The following is a 16,391-nucleotide window of genomic DNA, read 5'->3' as shown; positions in this document are numbered from 1 at the left end:
CAGATATACGATAATTTATCTCGCTAACTTGACTGCTACCTTGACTAGTTTGAAAGCTTGGTAATTGTCAGGCTTGCGTCGCTGAGCTGCACACTCTGGAGGTCTGACACAACGATCAATTTCAGCTTGGTACCAGCTGTGGCCCGCATCATCCGTGAATATGGCAGCGTCGAACGACGGACACCAGCTTGGTTAGATGACCACGTGCCCTCTGGACGATCACCATTCACGTCATTAACGATTTGGTAAATGTTACGCATCGGCGAGTTGTCAACGGTACGAATACTGGAGCGGATGAAATATACACCGTCACTTGGAATGGTATACGTGTGATTCACTGAATCCCAGGTGCCACCACCGGTATTCGTGGTGATCGTTGTCATCGGAATGGCTGTATAAGTGTCAGCATTAACATTCACCGCCGTGATATTACCATTGCCGACACCGATGGAACCAGCAAACATCGTTTCTTGCGGCAAGCTTCTCCACGCAACATCACAATCTGCCGCCGATTTTTTCATCAGTACCTGACCAATTGACCCACCAGCCGGAATATTTGATCCGGTGAACGTCAGTCCAATATTTGGTGTACCATTGCCCGTAACGTTGAGCTTAGTCGAACATGGCTGAGTACTATTTGTCACATTGACTGTTGCATTTGCACCAGCTTCGCCCTTTTCACCTTTATCACCCTTTTGTCCTTGGGGACCAGCGTCGCCCTTCGGACCTTTAGTTCCAGGTGCACCGGCATCTCCCTTGGCCCCTTGTGGGCCGGCAGGGCCAGTTTCACCCTTAGCCCCTGGCTCGCCTTTGTCACCCTTAGTACCCTGAAGACCCCGTGGCCCCGCTGGACCAGTGTCACCTTTATCCCCCTTAACACCCGGTATACCCTGGGGGCCGGGCAGGCCCTGAGGACCTACTGGGCCGGTGTCACCCTTGTCGCCTTTTTGACCTTGAGCGCCTGTCGCTCCAGTATCACCTTTAGCGCCTTTGAGTCCTTGTGGGCCGGCGGGACCGACTGGACCGGTATCACCTTTGGCTCCCTGAGGACCTGCAGGACCTTGTGGGCCATCATTACCTTTCTCACCTTTCTCGCCTTTTTGGCCTTGTGGACCGGCAGGGCCAGTTTCACCTTTTTGACCTTGGGCACCGGCAGGTCCCTGAGCACCTTGCGCGCCCTGGGCACCCGTTGCACCCTGTGGACCAGTATCACCTTTGTCACCCTTCGGACCCTTTAGATCAGATAATGCGATGAGGTTATGCCAAGTAGCATCACCCCTGTAGCGCCACTGGATATACAACGCAGTTTTCTGCAGCTCAATCTCTCGTCCATCATTACCAGCATCGCCCTTTTGGCCTTGGGCGCCCGCTGCACCAGTGTCGCCTTTAGCACCTTTCTCGCCCTTGTCACCTTTTTCACCTTTATCGCCTTTAGCACCAGCGTCTCCCTTTTCGCCCTTAGCGCCGGTATCACCCTTGTCACCTTTTTGCCCTTGCTGGCCGGTATCGCCTTTGTCACCCTTCGGGCCTTGGGCGCCATTGTTACCCTTCTGTCCCTGTGGACCAGCTGGGCCCTGCGGGCCGGCCGGGCCTTGGGCACCTGTCGCGCCGGTATCGCCCTTTGGCCCGGTCGCACCGTTCTTACCATTCGCCCCATCACGGCCATTGGCTCCACGCTGCCCTGTGTTCACACCGTTTTTACCGTCTTTACCAGCAGCTCCGGCCTCACCAGTGTCACCTTTGTCGCCTTTCTCGCCCTTGTCACCTTTTTCACCCCGCAACTCAGAAAGAGAGACGATATCTTGCCAATCACCATCCATAAACTGCCACTACACCTTGCCATTGCTTTGGCGCAGGCTAATCTGATCTGGACGAACCCCCTTGTAAAAGCGATTACCGCCGCCCCACGGCCACCACCACAGCAGTAGAATGATTAGTATCGTGACGATAAACAAACATATTACCAGTTTACGACTCGCATATGTTTTATCTGAGCGCTCGTTCATATTGTATTATATCCCCTATTTGATCTTGCTATACGCCTATTTAGCACGATTATAGCATGAGCACATTCTAAAAGCCATAATTTTTATCAAAAATCGCGGGTAATTACGACAGGTCGGCCACAATTAAGTAGTACGGGCCAGTCATTCCGTACGCAGCGCCTCAACCACACGTCTCACCGCCTTCGACGAAAAAACTCTGAAAAATAAAGCCTATCTCCTCAGCGCGAAACCTATCCGTTGCCCGCGTCTTGAGGCGCAAAATATCTCGCCATCAACTAGCACCTCGCCTTCTTGCGGTTTGTCGAGCCCGGAAATGGCGTGCATCAGCGTCGACTTGCCCGAACCAGATTTGCCTAAAATCGTTACACTCGCCCCATCCGCGATCTCGATATTAACATCATCCAGCGCCACAAAAATATTTTTCTTACTGCCGTATGTTTTGGTAATATGTTTGACCTCTATCATTCTTCCTCCTAATTCCTGCGGCTTCTCATTCCAATGAGGACGAGACGCTGTAACTAGGCCCAACCTCCATGCTACAATCGTATCATAGAATGAAGAACGCGATCAAAACTTATAATTTCCTAGTCGCGTCCGTAGTCGCCCAATCCAAAGGACACGAGGTAGCAGCATAAAAAGTGACCATACGCTTTTAACGACGAACTAAACCGCACTAATCGCACCGCTCATCAGCAAAACAATGATCAGGCCACCCAGCCCGACTCGATACCAAATAAATAACGAGAAGTCATTCCGCGCCACAAACTTGAGCAGCCACGATATCGCAATGTAACCGACCACAAACGACACGATGGTCGCAAGTCCCGTCGCTACCCAGCCGACACCGCCGGCAATGTGCTTTGAGGCAGTCAGCATCTCCAGCAGCCCCGCTGCCACCAGCGCCGGAATACCGAGGAAAAAGCTCAACTTCGTCACCGTCACTCGGTCAAATCCCCGCAGCAGCCCCACCGAGATCGTTGCTCCCGACCGGCTAATACCCGGTATCAAGGCCAGGCACTGCCCCACGCCAATCGCCAGCGTGTCTCGCCACGTCGTTTGCTGCTCGCTGCGGTGACTGGCCTTTTCTGAACGCCTATCGGCCCACCACATCACCAGGCTCCAGCCGATCAACGCCACCGCCACAAACCACAAACTACGCAGCACCGTCTCGACCTGATCCTTAAACAGTAGTCCAATCACTGCGATCGGCACCGAACCGATAATAATCGCCCAGCCATACGCATAATCAAACTGGCGCCGTGCCCGCTTCCACCACAGCCCGCGCCACCACGCACTTAGCACCCGCCAAATATCGCCCCAGAAATAGATGATCGCTGCCAAGATCGCGCCGATCTGAATTACTGCCGTGAACGCCGTCAGGCTCGGATCATCAATCCTCATCCCCATCAATTTCTCGACGATCGTCAAATGTCCCGTCGAAGAAACTGGCAGAAACTCCGTTACGCCTTCAATGATGCCGAGGATGATCGCCTGCCACCACGCCACTTGCTTAATAGCTCCTTTTCATACCTTCAGTGTAGCAGCTCAGTAAGCATTCGCCAACCTTCACGCTCACTATGTGTTGCTTGATTGTGGTACGGGCGATGGCGATAGCGGCCCAGACACATGCAGCCGCACAAACCCGAAGCAGTCGACGTCAAGCTCTGGCGAGAGGCCAAACCACGTTGTGCGACAGCGACTACGCTGATTTTCAACTCTGAGTACAAGCTTATCACCGTCACGTACCGCCGACACCTTTGGCTGCTGGCGCTTGCCCTTGAGGTCTATATAGCGCAGTTCAATCTTGATATCACCTCGGGTCGTATCCCCAAAATGTAACGGGACACTTCCACCCTCGACGTGGACATACTTCACGCCCTTCATATCACTTGGCAGTTCAACCGGCACGATTTTTGTCAAGCGCTCCTCGTCACATGCTAGCTCATTCGCCATACCGACACCAAACAGCGTCATTCCCGAAACCGATAGTGCTCCCACAACTAGCGCCACCACCGTCATAACCACCGATAGCCGCTTTAATGTCCACGTAAAGGCGCTGTGGCTCAATATCGCGCCCAGCCATACCGCCGCCACGCCACCAACGAGTAAGGATGCCCACAGACCCCACGCCCACGGCTGTGCATAGAATCCATCAAGCAAACCAATCACCGCGATGCCACTGACCGCCCCACGATGAGTGCAATAAATAATCCCAGCGTTACCATGAGAATACCAACACCAAGAATAAATCGAAATACTTTTGCCGCCGTATGACCCGTGTTACTATTCCGCCCTACGGATGGCTCATTCCGACTGGCCTGACGCTTCAGCGAATCAAACGTTACCGCCTTGCCTCGCATCTGGAGCTTATCAGAAGCAGTCCGCGCCTCTGGAACTGACAGCCACATCACGATATAAATCAGTACCGCTGCACCAAAGGTAATAAATGGCGAGAAAATGAACAATAATCGTACCCACAAAGGATTGGTTCCCCAATAAGCAGCAATGCCTGCACATACGCCACCAATTAGCGCATGTTCTGTATCGCGCATCAGCCGTCGCTCCGAACGCTCGGGCTCGTCATCGGTCTCCACCGCCTCGTCATCGTCCGAAAAATCGCGCGGTTCGCCCATTTGTTTCTGCACCGCCAGGACGTCGTCATGACTGATCACGCCGTCCTTCGACACGCCGCGCTCCGCCAAAAGCTCCACCATTCGCGCTTCGATTTCCCGCATAGCTTCTGGCTCGGCGTGCATGTTTTTCTGAATTAAATTCAGGTATTTTTCCAATGATTTTTTAGCATCAACTTCCACGCTGAACGGCGTTTTTGCCAAATGGATTCTGGTTATTTCTTTCATCGCTTTGCTCCTTTCTCGAGATTTTTTAGCGAAGTATTCAACATTTTGATACGATCTTTTAGTTCATCCACCAGCTGCGCGCCAGTGTCGGTGAGTGAATAATACTTGCGCGGCGGTCCCTGCTCGCTTTCCTGCCATTCGTGCTGCAAATAGCCGTATTTTTGCAAGCGGCTGAGCAGCGGGTAAATTGTCCCCTCAACCACCATCAGCTCCGACTCGCTCAATTGCTTCACAATGTCGCCGGTATATTGCGGTTGTTTGGCACAAACCAGCAGCACACAGTAGACCAAAAAACCTTTGCGCAGCTGAATCGCTAAGCTTTCGGCGTAAGCACTAACGTCCATGCTTTTTCTCCTCTGGCACGGTCGATTTCTCAACCCGCCCGTCTTTAATTATGATCTGATAATCGCATTTCTTCGCCAGGTCGACGTCGTGTGTCACCACAATCAAGGTTACGCCCTTTTGCTTATTATAATCAAACAACAATTCTTCCACTTTCGCACCCGTTTCGCTGTCCAAGTTACCAGTAGGCTCGTCGGCGAAAATAATTTGCGGATCGCCGACAATCGCCCGAGCAATCGCCAAGCGCTGCTTTTGCCCGCCCGACAAATCCTTAGCACGGTTCTTGCGCTTATCGTACAAATCCACCGCCTTGAGCGCCGCGTTGATTTTATGCGCTCGCTTTTTCCGTGGCAGCCGCGCAATTTCCAGCGGCAAACTGACGTTGTCAACCACGCTCTCATTGCCTTGGACAAAAAAGCTCTGAAAGATAAAGCCGATTTTCTTGGCGCGAAACTCATCGACATGCTTTGACTTTAGCTGCAATATATCTTTCCCGTCAATGATAACTTGGCCTTTTTGCGGCTTATCTAGGCCTGAAATAGCATGCATCAGCGTCGATTTACCCGAACCAGATTTACCGAGGATTGCCACGCTCGCGCCCGTCGGAATGGTCAAGCTGACATTTTTCAGTGCCGTAAATTGGTTTTTCTTTTTGCCATAAATTTTCGTCACATTCTTTAGTTCAATCATGATAATTCTCCTATTCCGTCCTTAATGCCTCAATTGGATCTAATTTTGTTGCTTTGCGGCTCGGCAGCCAGCCAGAAATTACTGCCATCACCACTAGTCCAATCACTAGTAGCCCGATTTGCAGCGGATCAATTACTAGCAAATTAGTCCCGGCACCTAATTTTAAGAAGCTGGCAATAACTGGGTTCAGCAGCGTCACTAAGCTCGCCAGCCCAACACCAATCAAGCCGCCTAGCAAACCAACCCACGCTGCCTCATAGCGGAATAATTTACCGATATCGCGGCCTCTCATCCCCAACGCCTTCATCAAGCCAATTTGGCTAGTACGCTCCAGTACCGAAATATACATAGTGTTAATAATCCCAAATACACTGGCGAGCAGCGCCAAGCCGCCGAATCCTGCCAGCGCCACCTGTGCTACATTAACCATCGTTAGTAACGCCTTCCGAATATCCTGAATTGAGTACGAGTTATAATCTTTGCCAATTACATCTTTAGCAGCATCAACATTTTTCTCATCATCCACCATAGCAATAGCCGTTGAATACTGATGTGGTTGGCTCTTATCATGGCTAAATTCATAGATAGCCTTAGCGTCAGCTGTCGAGATCCTCAACATTGGCTCATAGAACAAAACAGTGTCTGATTTTTTATCCACTGCCGCAATCTTGAATGACACCTCTTTGGCAACATTGCCACCCTGCGCCGCACTGCGCACACCCAAGGTTATCGTCTGACCAATCGCCGATTGCGCATCCTTAAAGCCCAACTGCTTCACATAATCATCCGGGATGATAATCTCACCTGGCCTTGGCATGAAGTCTTCCAACGTTCCCGCTGCCAATTCTGCCCGAGTTCTATCCATTTTAACAGCTACCGTCAGTGCAAATTTTTTATCACTCGCTGAGCTTTTAGCATAGGCGACGCCATCAGTTGAATACGCCGGTGTTACCGTTTTTACGTGCGGTGTTCGTCGGATCTTCTCCAAATCCTTGTCATTGAGCAAATATTTGCTACGCGCCGCCGATGCTTTATTCTTGTCAGCTTCTTCTGCCGAACTACCATACTCTGGCAATTGATCCTTCTTTTCGGCTTCAATTTTTTTACCAACCATAATCACTTTCTTGTCGCCAGCCGCATCAACCATACTATTGGTGTATAACCGGCCACCCTCACCAGCCATCAGGGCCAAGCCAATCGTAAACGCCCCGACGGAAATCGCCAATGACGTCAAAATCGTCCGACCCTTTGACTGGCGAAGATTCCGCCCCGCCCGCTTGATGATATCGATTCTTCTCATACCTTACTCCTTATAGTTTTATTGTACATAGTACTATGTTATACAAGGTACTGTTAAATGTCAAGCTATTTTGATTATTTTACAACCTGAATAGTAACCTACCCCTTAGAATTCTTCGATTTTTATTTTTATTTTACAGCAAGCCGAGAGATTACCTACCCTATTCCTCGTCGTATTCATCCTCAATTTCCTGATCCAAAATCTCTTCAATCACGTCCTCCAGCGTGATAATCCCTAGCTCATTCTCGTCACCCATCACCACAAACAAATGATTGCGGGTTTGGATAAATCGACTGAGCACCGTGTCCAGCCGCGACCGCGCGTCGATGTCATGGATCTTATCACGGTATAGTTGACTAATCGGTAGCGGCAGCTCGCGCCCCACCACATCTTTGACGTATAAAATCCCTACCAGCCGCCCATCAGCCCGCACCGGGATCCGCGAATGGCCAGCGTGCTTGATCTGTGCCAGCAGCGTCGCGTCCAGCTCATCATCCAGATCCACGGTAAATACCTCATCCATCGACGTTACCAAATCACCAGCCGTCTTTTTACTGAATTGCAGTGCACCCGCCGCGATCCGACTTTCGTCATAATCAACCGGGCTGTCCGACCGCTCAGCATGCTCGTGAATGATTTGTTCTAGCTCTTGGTGTGAGTACAACTGTGGAGCTTCCTTGCCCACCCAACGGTTCAATAGCTTTGACATTGGATGAGCCAGTGGCCAAAATAACACATAAATCACATCCAGCAGCCAGAAAAAATAGCGCGTAATCTGGTAGCCGCGCTGCGTAAAAATCGCCTGCGGTAAAATCTCGCCAAACATAGTGATCAGTAATGTAGCGATCAACCCGCCGATCACGCCGTTCGTCATATTACCCAGTAAAATCGACATCGCCGTATTGACGCCAACGTTACCCAGCAAGATGCAAAAAATCAGGTAATAGCCGTCCTTGCGGTAGCGATACACCCGTGCAGCTATTACATCGCCCTGTCTGGCCTTGCGTCGCAAATCATCCGGCCGCGCCATCATTAATCCAATATTAAGACCTGAAAACGATCCCGACAGCACTAACAGCGCCGCCGCCAATACTAGCAATACAACATCAGGCATAGTGCTTACCAGCCGCCGCCTCCACCACCGCCGCCGCCACCGCCAGCGAAGCCACCGCCAGCGAAGCCACCGCCAGTTGAGCCACCCGTCGAGGACTCAAAGGAACTGACGCTTACGGCCGTACTCGACAAACTACTCATTCCTGCCGAAAATACTGCCGCATTAAACGCGCCCTGGCCGCTATACCAATCCGGCTGCTCGCCAGCCTGCTCATAGTACTTACCCAGCTGCGCACTCCACTCTTTTTCCTGTCCAAACAACACCGCGTATGGTAATACCCTCTCATACAATTTCACCAATTGTTTCTCATCAGCCGCGTCAACCTTTATTTTTTCTGCACCCTCAGGACTCTGCAGCATTTGTAAACGCTCGACCTCAGCCACGCCAATGTACCTCTTCAGGCCCGCCAGATGCCGCCTGAGCGCCAGACCCTTGTCTGTCAGCACCTTACCAAACGACAGATAAAACACCATCCCCGCCAACACCAAGAGCACCGGCGACAACAACAGCACCGCAAAAATACTGATAATTATCGCGTACCGTCGAAATCGTCGGGTATGCTGCAGCTCGCGCGCTTGCAAACCATAGTCGTCAATGAGCCGCCCTTTCATTTGCTTTGCGCTGTAGCGTACTCGCGCTGCGTATGGCGCATTGTTACGCAGCGTTTTTAGATTTAACCGCTTACCAACTCTCGGCAAGGAGCCAAATATATTCCTCAGCATTTCTTGCTCCTCGGCCAGGAGTTTGCCCGGAGCTTGTATCACTTTCACTTCGTACTCAGCTGTTCGCCATGTTGTACGCGGCTTCACCTCGATAACCTGAATGTAGTGGCGCACCGCCAGGTCTATCATTTGCGCCGCCATCACCGAACCCTTGACCATATGAAACGGCTGCACCAGCTTGGCCGACGTCGTCACGCTCGTACCTCGCGGTGGCAAATACTCCGGCGGAATTGGCTCCAGTTCTTTACGGCGACCAATCGACCGATAATAAGCCACGATGACCACCCCCGCCAATATCAGCGCCACCGCTAGCAACACCAATTGCAATTTCGCCCACCAATCAATCAGCTGTTCCATGAATGACATCTGATACGCCGCAAATGTCCCCGGTGCAAATCCGACCGCGATCGTCACGCCCGCCTGATTTGGCAGTGCGCGGGCTGTCGCCGTCAACGTATCGCCCTGTTCACGTACCTCGCAGCGCTGACTACTACCGAACCGACCCTGATAACACTGGAGATTCGTTCGTTTAGCAGCCACCAACTCGGGACTCAGCTTGAGCGTCACCGATGCTGACTGAATTGGCACCTGCCAAGCAGTGCCAATCGCATCCCAGTAAAACTCCTGTTTACCCGTATCGTGATATGATTTCGTCACGTCCCGCTGCGTATAGGTAATGACATAGGTCTTTTTGCCCTTGACGTAGGTGTCTTTGTTGCCAATTCTCAGCTCATCATTATGCCACCTATACTCCAGCGGAGTGCCTCGCTCATCCGTCACTGACTCCAGCGTAAAGTGAGTCGGATGTTTATCATACTGCTTGACGAACACCGGTGCAATACCATGATTCTGCCGTGGCGGAAAATTCGCAGTAATGATCAATTTGGTACGCAGTGTCGAACGCTGTTCACTATCGCGCCCCAGTTCCATGTCGACAGTATACTTACTAATCGTAAAATTATTTGTCGCCTGTGCCGTTGACCCGAACCCAACCAACAGCACCATCACCGCGACCATCCCAAAGAAAAACCGCTTCATATGTTAATTATATCACTTATTACTGATGCGCTTTTAATAATATTATCGCCAATGGCCTTGCAAAGATGAAGTATTTATTGGATAATGGAGAACGATGTTCAAGGATACGCTGCTAACAAGAGATGAAACCCCGACGCCCCCAGAGACCTCGACGTCCTCATGGGAAGTGGACTCGCCCGATGGCTGTGACGACCCAGGTCAAGCAAAGAAGCTCTACCATAATGCTCATTCGTGGATAGAAGAACTAAGGAGCAGGACGGAACCCCCGGCCTACCCACTCCGTGCCCTAATGGATGTGGTCAATGTGGCTGATTTACTCCGTGAAAAATATCCAGAGGAAGCATACGCTCTCGAGGACGCGCTCAAGGAATTGGAGCGTAAACCTGGTGGGCTTTCTAAAGAAATGCAAAAGCGTCTCGGCCGAGTAACTCTAGCAATATATAACTTTTATCATCCAAAAACTGACGCTACACCAGCAAAAACGATCATGGAGCAGTTTAGCCAGCAGAACTTACCAGTGCAAGATGATATCATACTCCAAGGGTTATCTGAAAGTGGGTCTCAGCGACTGATGCTGAAAAAAGTACGGAAACAAGCACGTCAAGCTGTACAGAAGAAATTAGAAAAAACGACGAGGCAGCGCATATTTAGAAAGCAACATACACTGTCACGCATACTATATTGCATCTTTCGTAACATATTTTAAGTAACAAACTGTCGCAAATATCGCCCCAAGACTCTACCGCAGCGCCACAACTGTATACGCTAACTCACCCTTTGGCGTGCTGATCGTTACCGTATCACCAACTGTTTTTCCCATCAACGCCTGGCCAATCGGCGACTCATTCGAGACCTTCCCTTCTAGCGGATCCGCCTCGACCGGCCCAACGACGGTATAAACCACTGTCTTACCGTTCGCCTCCAGCTCCACTGTACTACCCAGCACCACCGTCGAACTACTGCCAGCCTGAATGATGCTCGCATTCTGCAAAATTGTTTCAATCTCGGTGATGCGCGTTTCTAGCAGCCCTTGAGCCTCGCGCGCTGCGTCATACTCTGCATTTTCGCTCAAATCGCCAAAATCCCGCGCTGCCGCGATTTTATCAGCGATCTCACCGCGCCGACTTTTCAGCTCGTCTAGCTCTCGTTCTAGCTCACGTTGGCCACTCTCAGTAATCTGATATACCTTATTCATGTTACTCTCCTCACTCCATATATAGCGTCTACAAAAACAAAAAGTGCTATATATAGCGCTTATCCATATGGTTATTTAAGTCTCTACGAGTATAGCAATCACCCCAAACCATGTCAATACATGACGGAGCCCCTGGTGCAATCTGGCCTCCGTCGCACATATCAGACAATGTGATCACCCGCGCTCCAAACAAAACCTAAGCAACTGCTGATAATCCAACTTCTTTGTCTCACCAGTTGCCCGCTCGGTCAGTTCAAATAACCCATCGCTATCAATCGCTCGCTCACCAATCGTAATCCGCCATGGCAGACCCATCAACTCCGCATCGGCGAACTTGACACCCGGCCGCTCAGCCCGATCATCCAGCAGCACCTCCACGCCCTTTTCTGCCAGCTCGGTATATAATGTACTCGCTAGCTCCTGACCCTTATCACCAATCGCCACCACATGAACCTTGAACGGTGCGATATTCTCCGGCCAGACCAACCCCTTATCATCCGACATTTTTTCGGCAATCACACCCATCACCCGCGTGATACCAATGCCGTAGCTTGCAAGGTAAATCGGATGCTGCTTGCCATCTTCACCGGTGTACATGATACCCATCTGTTCAGCTTTTTCGGTACCAAATTTAAATATATTGCCCACCTCCGCACTGACAACTGGTAGTAGATCATCTCTACTGATGCCCAATTCCTTAGTAGCATCATCCAACACTTCTTCGTTGACGGCTACCGTCTGGTCAGCATTGACGTACAGTGTATCCTCACCCGCTTCACATATCGTCTGGAACTCGTGACTAAACTTAGTAAACGCCCCACCGCCAGCAAATGTCACAAATGTACTGTCACCAATGCCAAACCGCGCATAGCAGCGCTTATACGCCTCAATAACCCGTTCATAGTACTGATCCATGTCCTCCTGTGTGGCGTGCAGACTGTACATATCCTTCATGACAAATTCACGGCCACGCATAATACCGCTCTTTGATCGCAGTTCATTACGCAACTTGGTCTGAAACTGATACACGCTAACCGGTAGATCCTTATAGCTTTTAACATATTGCTGCATCATTTCCATAATCGCTTCTTCGTGGCTCCATGCCAACCCCAGCTCAGTGTCGTCTTGCAAGCGAGTTTTAAACCACACATCGACCACCTCATCACTCCAGCGACCAGTTGCCTCCCAGGTCTCGCGGCGCTGCAAATTCGTCATGATCAACTCTTGGCCACCAATCGCATTCATCTCCTCACGGACAATTTGTTTGATGTTTTCCAGCACACGCAGCCCTAGTGGCGTGTACGCATACACGCCCGCCATCACCTTATACACAAATCCCGCGCGGATGAGGAGCTGGGCATTTTTCGACACTTCGTCCGCCGGTGCGGTCTTGGCCGTCCTCGTAAATAGTTGGCTCATTCGCATTTTACATTCCTCCGATAAGCGGCAGCAGCGCCGACTTTAGTTGCTCTAAAAGGTTTGGATTAACGTACAGCGCATAAAAGGCGATGCTGTTTTTCGCGATATGCATCAAAACTGGCACCCAGATCGCGCCGGTATACTCCCGCGCTAGGCTCATCACGATACTCAGCACAAAGGTATCGGCCGCGACCGCCCACTGCAACGACCCGCTGCCTCCCCACAAATGCGCCGCCCCAAACGTCAGGCTGGTGATCAAAACCGCCATCCAAACTGGCGCCGTCCGCCGCAATTTACCATACAAATAACCGCGAAATAGTAGCTCCTCCGCCACCGGCGCCAGCACCGCTATCGTCATAAATGCCGCGATATATTGCCACTGGGTACCAAGCATCGACTGCGAGAATGGCAGTGCCTGTGGCTGATGAATATCAATTGCTATCAGTTTAGTCACCACTGTTAAAAACACCATTGAGCAAATTGTGTATACAATAAAGGCTGCCGGTGTAATCACCACGTCCCACCACGACGGCCAATCGGTCACCCCCATTTCTTTCAGCGTCGTTCGGCGGCGACGGACATAAAATGGCAGGCCCACCACCAAGGTCACCGCCAGGACATACACAACGACCGAACCCGTCGCGTTCAGCAGCACCTCATTCACCGAACCAAGCGGCACACCAACATGACTAAGCACCCACACTAGGCCAAGCACAATTAACTGCGCCATCCAGAACGCCGCATACGTCCATGCTGGCAGCACAATGAGCAGCCACCAATTATGTTTATTCAGCCGCCCCTTTGTCGACTGGGTTTTTTCACTTCTCGCCCGCTTTCTCATAATTTTATCCCCTTAATACTTTCGCAATATCACTCCATGTCACTAAAACCGTCAGCGCCATTAGCACCAGAAAGCCGATGCCCTGAATCGTTTCCTCGCGCTCTTTGGTCAATTTTTTCTTGAATAATTTAAAGCCCGCCATCGTGAACCACCGCCCGCCGTCCAGCGCCGGAATTGGCAGCACGTTCATCACCGCTAGTGTCAACGAAATGATCGCCGCCAGCAGTAAAATCTGCGTCACACCAGAACTCAGCACTGACGGAAACAGCACACCCAAGATGCCGACCGGCCCGGCCACACTTTCGCCAACCGCCGCCAGATCAGCCTTGGCCGCCTGGCGAGATTCTGGCGAGCCAACTAATTGCCCGATCGTCCCGTTGATCGTTTTTACAAGGATCGAGCCAACGCCCGCCACCGTCTCATACGTCAATTGCCCCGTAGTCACCACTGCTGCGATTGGCGCCGACCAGGTACTGTGAATCGTCTGCGTCTGTTGCGGGCCGACGCCGAGATAGCCGCCATTCTTTGCTTGCTCAGCAGTTTGCAATTTGACCTGCTTGGTGAACATCTGACCGCTGCGCACCAGCTCAATCATCACCTCACGACCAGCCTGCGCCTTCGTGGCTGCCGACAGCTCGGCTGGTGTTGCCACGTTATGATCGCCGATCTTTCGCACCTCATCGCCACGCTGAAGGCCAACTTTCTCCGCTGGCGAACCTGGCGTCACTCGCGCCACCGTCAACGCCGAACGCTCCACCCGCGAATCAAATGGTAGCACTGCCTGCTGTGGTAAAATTTTTGGCATCCCCACCAGCGCCAATATCATGAACAGCAGGGCAGCCGTCAGCCAATTCATCATCACGCCGGCTAATAAAATCTTGGTCTTTACCCAAAAAGTAGCGCCGCCATACGTCCCTGCGCCTTCGGCCGAATCGTATTCACCCTTCAGCTTGACGAACCCGCCGAGCGGCAGCCAGTTTAGACTAAACATCACATTCTTGCCAAGAAAGCTCTTTTTAGGCCGCCATTTTTTCGCAGCCGGTGGAAAACCGATACCAAATTCCTCAACCACCACACCATTGCGCCGCGCCACGATCGCGTGCCCCAATTCGTGCACTACCACCAACAAAACCAGTATGATCAGCCCGATCAAAATTCCAATGAACACCATTATTACCCTCCAAAGCGCCGATTACGTTTTTTGTACTCCTCTAGAATGAACTCCACATCTTTTATCGTCATGTCCGGCCAGTTTTTCTCGATGAACATTAGCTCACTGTATGCTGCCCGCCACAGCATGAAATTACTCAATCGCTGTTCGCCGCTTGTTCGCACAATGAGGTCACACGGCGGCACTTCCGGCGCATACAAGTTCTGAGCGATCAGTTCTGGTGTCACCTCTTCGACCGCCACGCCCGACTGAACAATTTTTTTAACCGCGTCGGCAATTTCCAAATGTCCGCCGTAATTAAGGCACAAAAGCAGCTCGCCACCCGTCAAATTCCGCGTTCGCTCCTCGGCTCGCTCAATCGCTTTTCGTAAGGTCTCTGACAGCCCCTCGCGTGAACCAATCACCCGCATCCGCACATTATGCTCCAAAAATATCGGCACGTCCGACTCCAGTACCTTGAGCAGCAGGCCCATCAAATGCCCAACCTCCTCCTCAGAACGCTTCCAATTTTCTGTACTGAACACATACGCGCTGGCATACTTGACGCCACGGCGCAACGTCTCCAGTAGCACATCCTTCAGACTATTGTATCCCGCCAAATGCCCCTCATAGGCCGGCAGGCCGTGCTGCTTCGCCCAGCGGCGATTACCGTCAACGATAAAGCCAACGTGCCTCGGCAATTCTGTTTTTTCACTCATGTTTCACCCTCCACTCATCAATCAATTTCACATCCTGTATATCTTTTTCGCGCCCGCGCCAGTTTTTCCAGCGCCGCAGAAAATCTAGATTGACAAACTTCACACCATCATATTCCACCGCGTAGTCCAGCAGCTCGTCATACTCAACAATTCGCCCGTCAATTTCCCAGCCATCCCAGATCTCGGCCGATCCATCATGCTTCACCAAATACTGGCGTTGATTTTTATCAATCTTTTTAGCCCAGCCATCGCTACGAGCAATTTTTTCTAATACCGCTTGACCTGCCGCCACGTCAATATCAGTAGACCAGCGGATTCCTAACTGATCCAAAATACCGCTGCCAATGATAATAATCTGATCCAGCGGCAGCCCTAATTCTTTCACACGCCCGGCAAATGTCCGACTCATCAAACCGTCAACACGTCCTTTTCTTTCGCCTTAAACACTTCGTCAATTTGCGTCTGCACCTTACTCATCAGCGCGTCAATCTCTTTCTCGACTCGCTTATAATCATCCTCGCCGAGTTCCTTGGCGTCTTTCATGCGCTTGGCATCCTTCAGAGCATCCTGGCGAATCGTCCGCATAGCGATCCGCGCTTCTTCGACCTTTTCGCTAACCTGCTTGACTAATTGCTTGCGGCGCTCCTCAGTCAGCGCTGGCACTGGCACGCGCACCACCCGCCCATCATCGGACGGATTAAAACCCAAACTCTGGTTGTCGCGAATCGCTGCCGAAATTGCCGTAATATTACTCGGATCAAACGGCGTCACTACTAGCATCTGCGCCTCCGGCGCCGTCACATTTGCCACCTGGTTCAGCGGCATCCGCGTCCCGTACGCCTCCACCATCACGCCGTCCAGCATCCCGGCATGCGCCCGTCCCGTCCGCACCTTTTTCAGCTCGTCCTGAAAATGGCTAAACGCCTGCGCCATTTTATCCTCATATGGTTGTGTGTCAAACATATTTCCTCCCGTTATCTGTCATCCATTATAACAG

General features: G+C 51.4%; 19 protein-coding genes. 1 reads left to right on the top strand and 18 read right to left on the bottom strand.

What is annotated here, in order from left to right:
• Positions 1 to 44 precede the first annotated feature (44 nt).
• The 11 genes from GWK77_01125 to GWK77_01075 form a co-directional block, all read right to left on the bottom strand.
• Positions 45 to 1,820, bottom strand: coding sequence for an exosporium protein (locus tag GWK77_01125; protein ID QHU92779.1), 1,776 nt, complete (start codon positions 1,818 to 1,820; stop codon positions 45 to 47).
• Positions 1,821 to 1,829: 9 nt separating this feature from the next.
• A complete protein-coding gene (locus tag GWK77_01120) occupies positions 1,830 to 2,006 on the bottom strand; it encodes a hypothetical protein (GenBank protein QHU92778.1) in 177 nt (58 codons plus the stop codon).
• A 210-nt stretch (positions 2,007 to 2,216) separates the two neighbouring features.
• Positions 2,217 to 2,471, bottom strand: a complete 255-nt coding sequence (locus GWK77_01115) for an ATP-binding cassette domain-containing protein (GenBank protein ID QHU92777.1) — start codon at positions 2,469 to 2,471, stop codon at positions 2,217 to 2,219.
• Between the two features lie 198 nt (positions 2,472 to 2,669).
• Positions 2,670 to 3,512, bottom strand: a complete 843-nt coding sequence (locus tag GWK77_01110; GenBank protein QHU92776.1) for an undecaprenyl-diphosphate phosphatase — start codon at positions 3,510 to 3,512, stop codon at positions 2,670 to 2,672.
• A 69-nt stretch (positions 3,513 to 3,581) separates the two neighbouring features.
• The gene (locus tag GWK77_01105) at positions 3,582 to 4,175 is read right to left on the bottom strand and encodes a hypothetical protein (protein QHU92775.1); all 594 of its coding nucleotides are present in this window, start codon (positions 4,173 to 4,175) and stop codon (positions 3,582 to 3,584) included.
• Positions 4,172 to 4,864, bottom strand: a complete 693-nt coding sequence (locus GWK77_01100; GenBank protein ID QHU92774.1) for a PspC domain-containing protein — start codon at positions 4,862 to 4,864, stop codon at positions 4,172 to 4,174. Before GWK77_01100 ends, GWK77_01105 begins: the two co-directional genes overlap by 4 nt.
• Positions 4,861 to 5,208, bottom strand: coding sequence for a PadR family transcriptional regulator (locus GWK77_01095; GenBank protein QHU92773.1), 348 nt, complete (start codon positions 5,206 to 5,208; stop codon positions 4,861 to 4,863). The genes GWK77_01100 and GWK77_01095 overlap by 4 nt, the downstream gene beginning before the upstream one ends.
• The gene (locus GWK77_01090) at positions 5,198 to 5,896 is read right to left on the bottom strand and encodes an ATP-binding cassette domain-containing protein (GenBank protein QHU92772.1); all 699 of its coding nucleotides are present in this window, start codon (positions 5,894 to 5,896) and stop codon (positions 5,198 to 5,200) included. Before GWK77_01090 ends, GWK77_01095 begins: the two co-directional genes overlap by 11 nt.
• 10 nt (positions 5,897 to 5,906) lie before the next feature.
• Positions 5,907 to 7,196: an FtsX-like permease family protein gene (locus GWK77_01085; protein ID QHU92771.1), complete on the bottom strand. Its 1,290-nt coding sequence runs from the start codon at positions 7,194 to 7,196 to the stop codon at positions 5,907 to 5,909.
• Between the two features lie 160 nt (positions 7,197 to 7,356).
• The gene (locus GWK77_01080) at positions 7,357 to 8,310 is read right to left on the bottom strand and encodes a DUF21 domain-containing protein (protein ID QHU92770.1); all 954 of its coding nucleotides are present in this window, start codon (positions 8,308 to 8,310) and stop codon (positions 7,357 to 7,359) included.
• A 5-nt stretch (positions 8,311 to 8,315) separates the two neighbouring features.
• A complete protein-coding gene (locus GWK77_01075) occupies positions 8,316 to 10,070 on the bottom strand; it encodes a DUF2207 domain-containing protein (protein ID QHU92769.1) in 1,755 nt (584 codons plus the stop codon).
• A 304-nt stretch (positions 10,071 to 10,374) separates the two neighbouring features.
• Between GWK77_01075 and GWK77_01070 the strand changes: the two genes are divergently transcribed.
• Positions 10,375 to 10,776 (top strand): hypothetical protein, encoded by a 402-nt coding sequence (locus GWK77_01070; GenBank protein QHU92768.1) that lies wholly within the window; start codon positions 10,375 to 10,377, stop codon positions 10,774 to 10,776.
• 33 nt (positions 10,777 to 10,809) lie between these two features.
• Here the strand turns inward: GWK77_01070 and greA are convergent, their stop codons facing one another.
• The 7 genes from greA to GWK77_01035 form a co-directional block, all read right to left on the bottom strand.
• Positions 10,810 to 11,265, bottom strand: a complete 456-nt coding sequence (greA, locus tag GWK77_01065; protein ID QHU92767.1) for a transcription elongation factor GreA — start codon at positions 11,263 to 11,265, stop codon at positions 10,810 to 10,812.
• A gap of 174 nt (positions 11,266 to 11,439) precedes the next feature.
• The gene (locus GWK77_01060; protein ID QHU92766.1) at positions 11,440 to 12,690 is read right to left on the bottom strand and encodes a prolyl-tRNA synthetase; all 1,251 of its coding nucleotides are present in this window, start codon (positions 12,688 to 12,690) and stop codon (positions 11,440 to 11,442) included.
• Between the two features lies 1 nt (position 12,691).
• Positions 12,692 to 13,525, bottom strand: coding sequence for a CPBP family intramembrane metalloprotease (locus tag GWK77_01055; protein ID QHU92765.1), 834 nt, complete (start codon positions 13,523 to 13,525; stop codon positions 12,692 to 12,694).
• 4 nt (positions 13,526 to 13,529) lie between these two features.
• Positions 13,530 to 14,696, bottom strand: coding sequence for a PDZ domain-containing protein (locus GWK77_01050; GenBank protein QHU92764.1), 1,167 nt, complete (start codon positions 14,694 to 14,696; stop codon positions 13,530 to 13,532).
• A 2-nt stretch (positions 14,697 to 14,698) separates the two neighbouring features.
• The gene (uppS, locus tag GWK77_01045) at positions 14,699 to 15,394 is read right to left on the bottom strand and encodes a di-trans,poly-cis-decaprenylcistransferase (protein QHU92763.1); all 696 of its coding nucleotides are present in this window, start codon (positions 15,392 to 15,394) and stop codon (positions 14,699 to 14,701) included.
• A complete protein-coding gene (locus tag GWK77_01040) occupies positions 15,387 to 15,803 on the bottom strand; it encodes a hypothetical protein (protein QHU92762.1) in 417 nt (138 codons plus the stop codon). The genes uppS and GWK77_01040 overlap by 8 nt, the downstream gene beginning before the upstream one ends.
• On the bottom strand, positions 15,803 to 16,357 hold the full coding sequence (locus tag GWK77_01035; protein ID QHU92761.1) for a ribosome recycling factor: 555 nt from the start codon (positions 16,355 to 16,357) through the stop codon (positions 15,803 to 15,805). The genes GWK77_01040 and GWK77_01035 overlap by 1 nt, the downstream gene beginning before the upstream one ends.
• Positions 16,358 to 16,391: the final 34 nt, after the last annotated feature.

The organism is Candidatus Saccharibacteria bacterium oral taxon 488 (genome assembly GCA_010202645.1).
In the GTDB taxonomy this organism is placed as follows: Bacteria; Patescibacteriota; Saccharimonadia; order Saccharimonadales; family Saccharimonadaceae; genus Nanosynbacter.
Note: the sequence above shows the minus strand (reverse complement) of the source record. Positions and strands in the feature narration are given on the sequence as shown.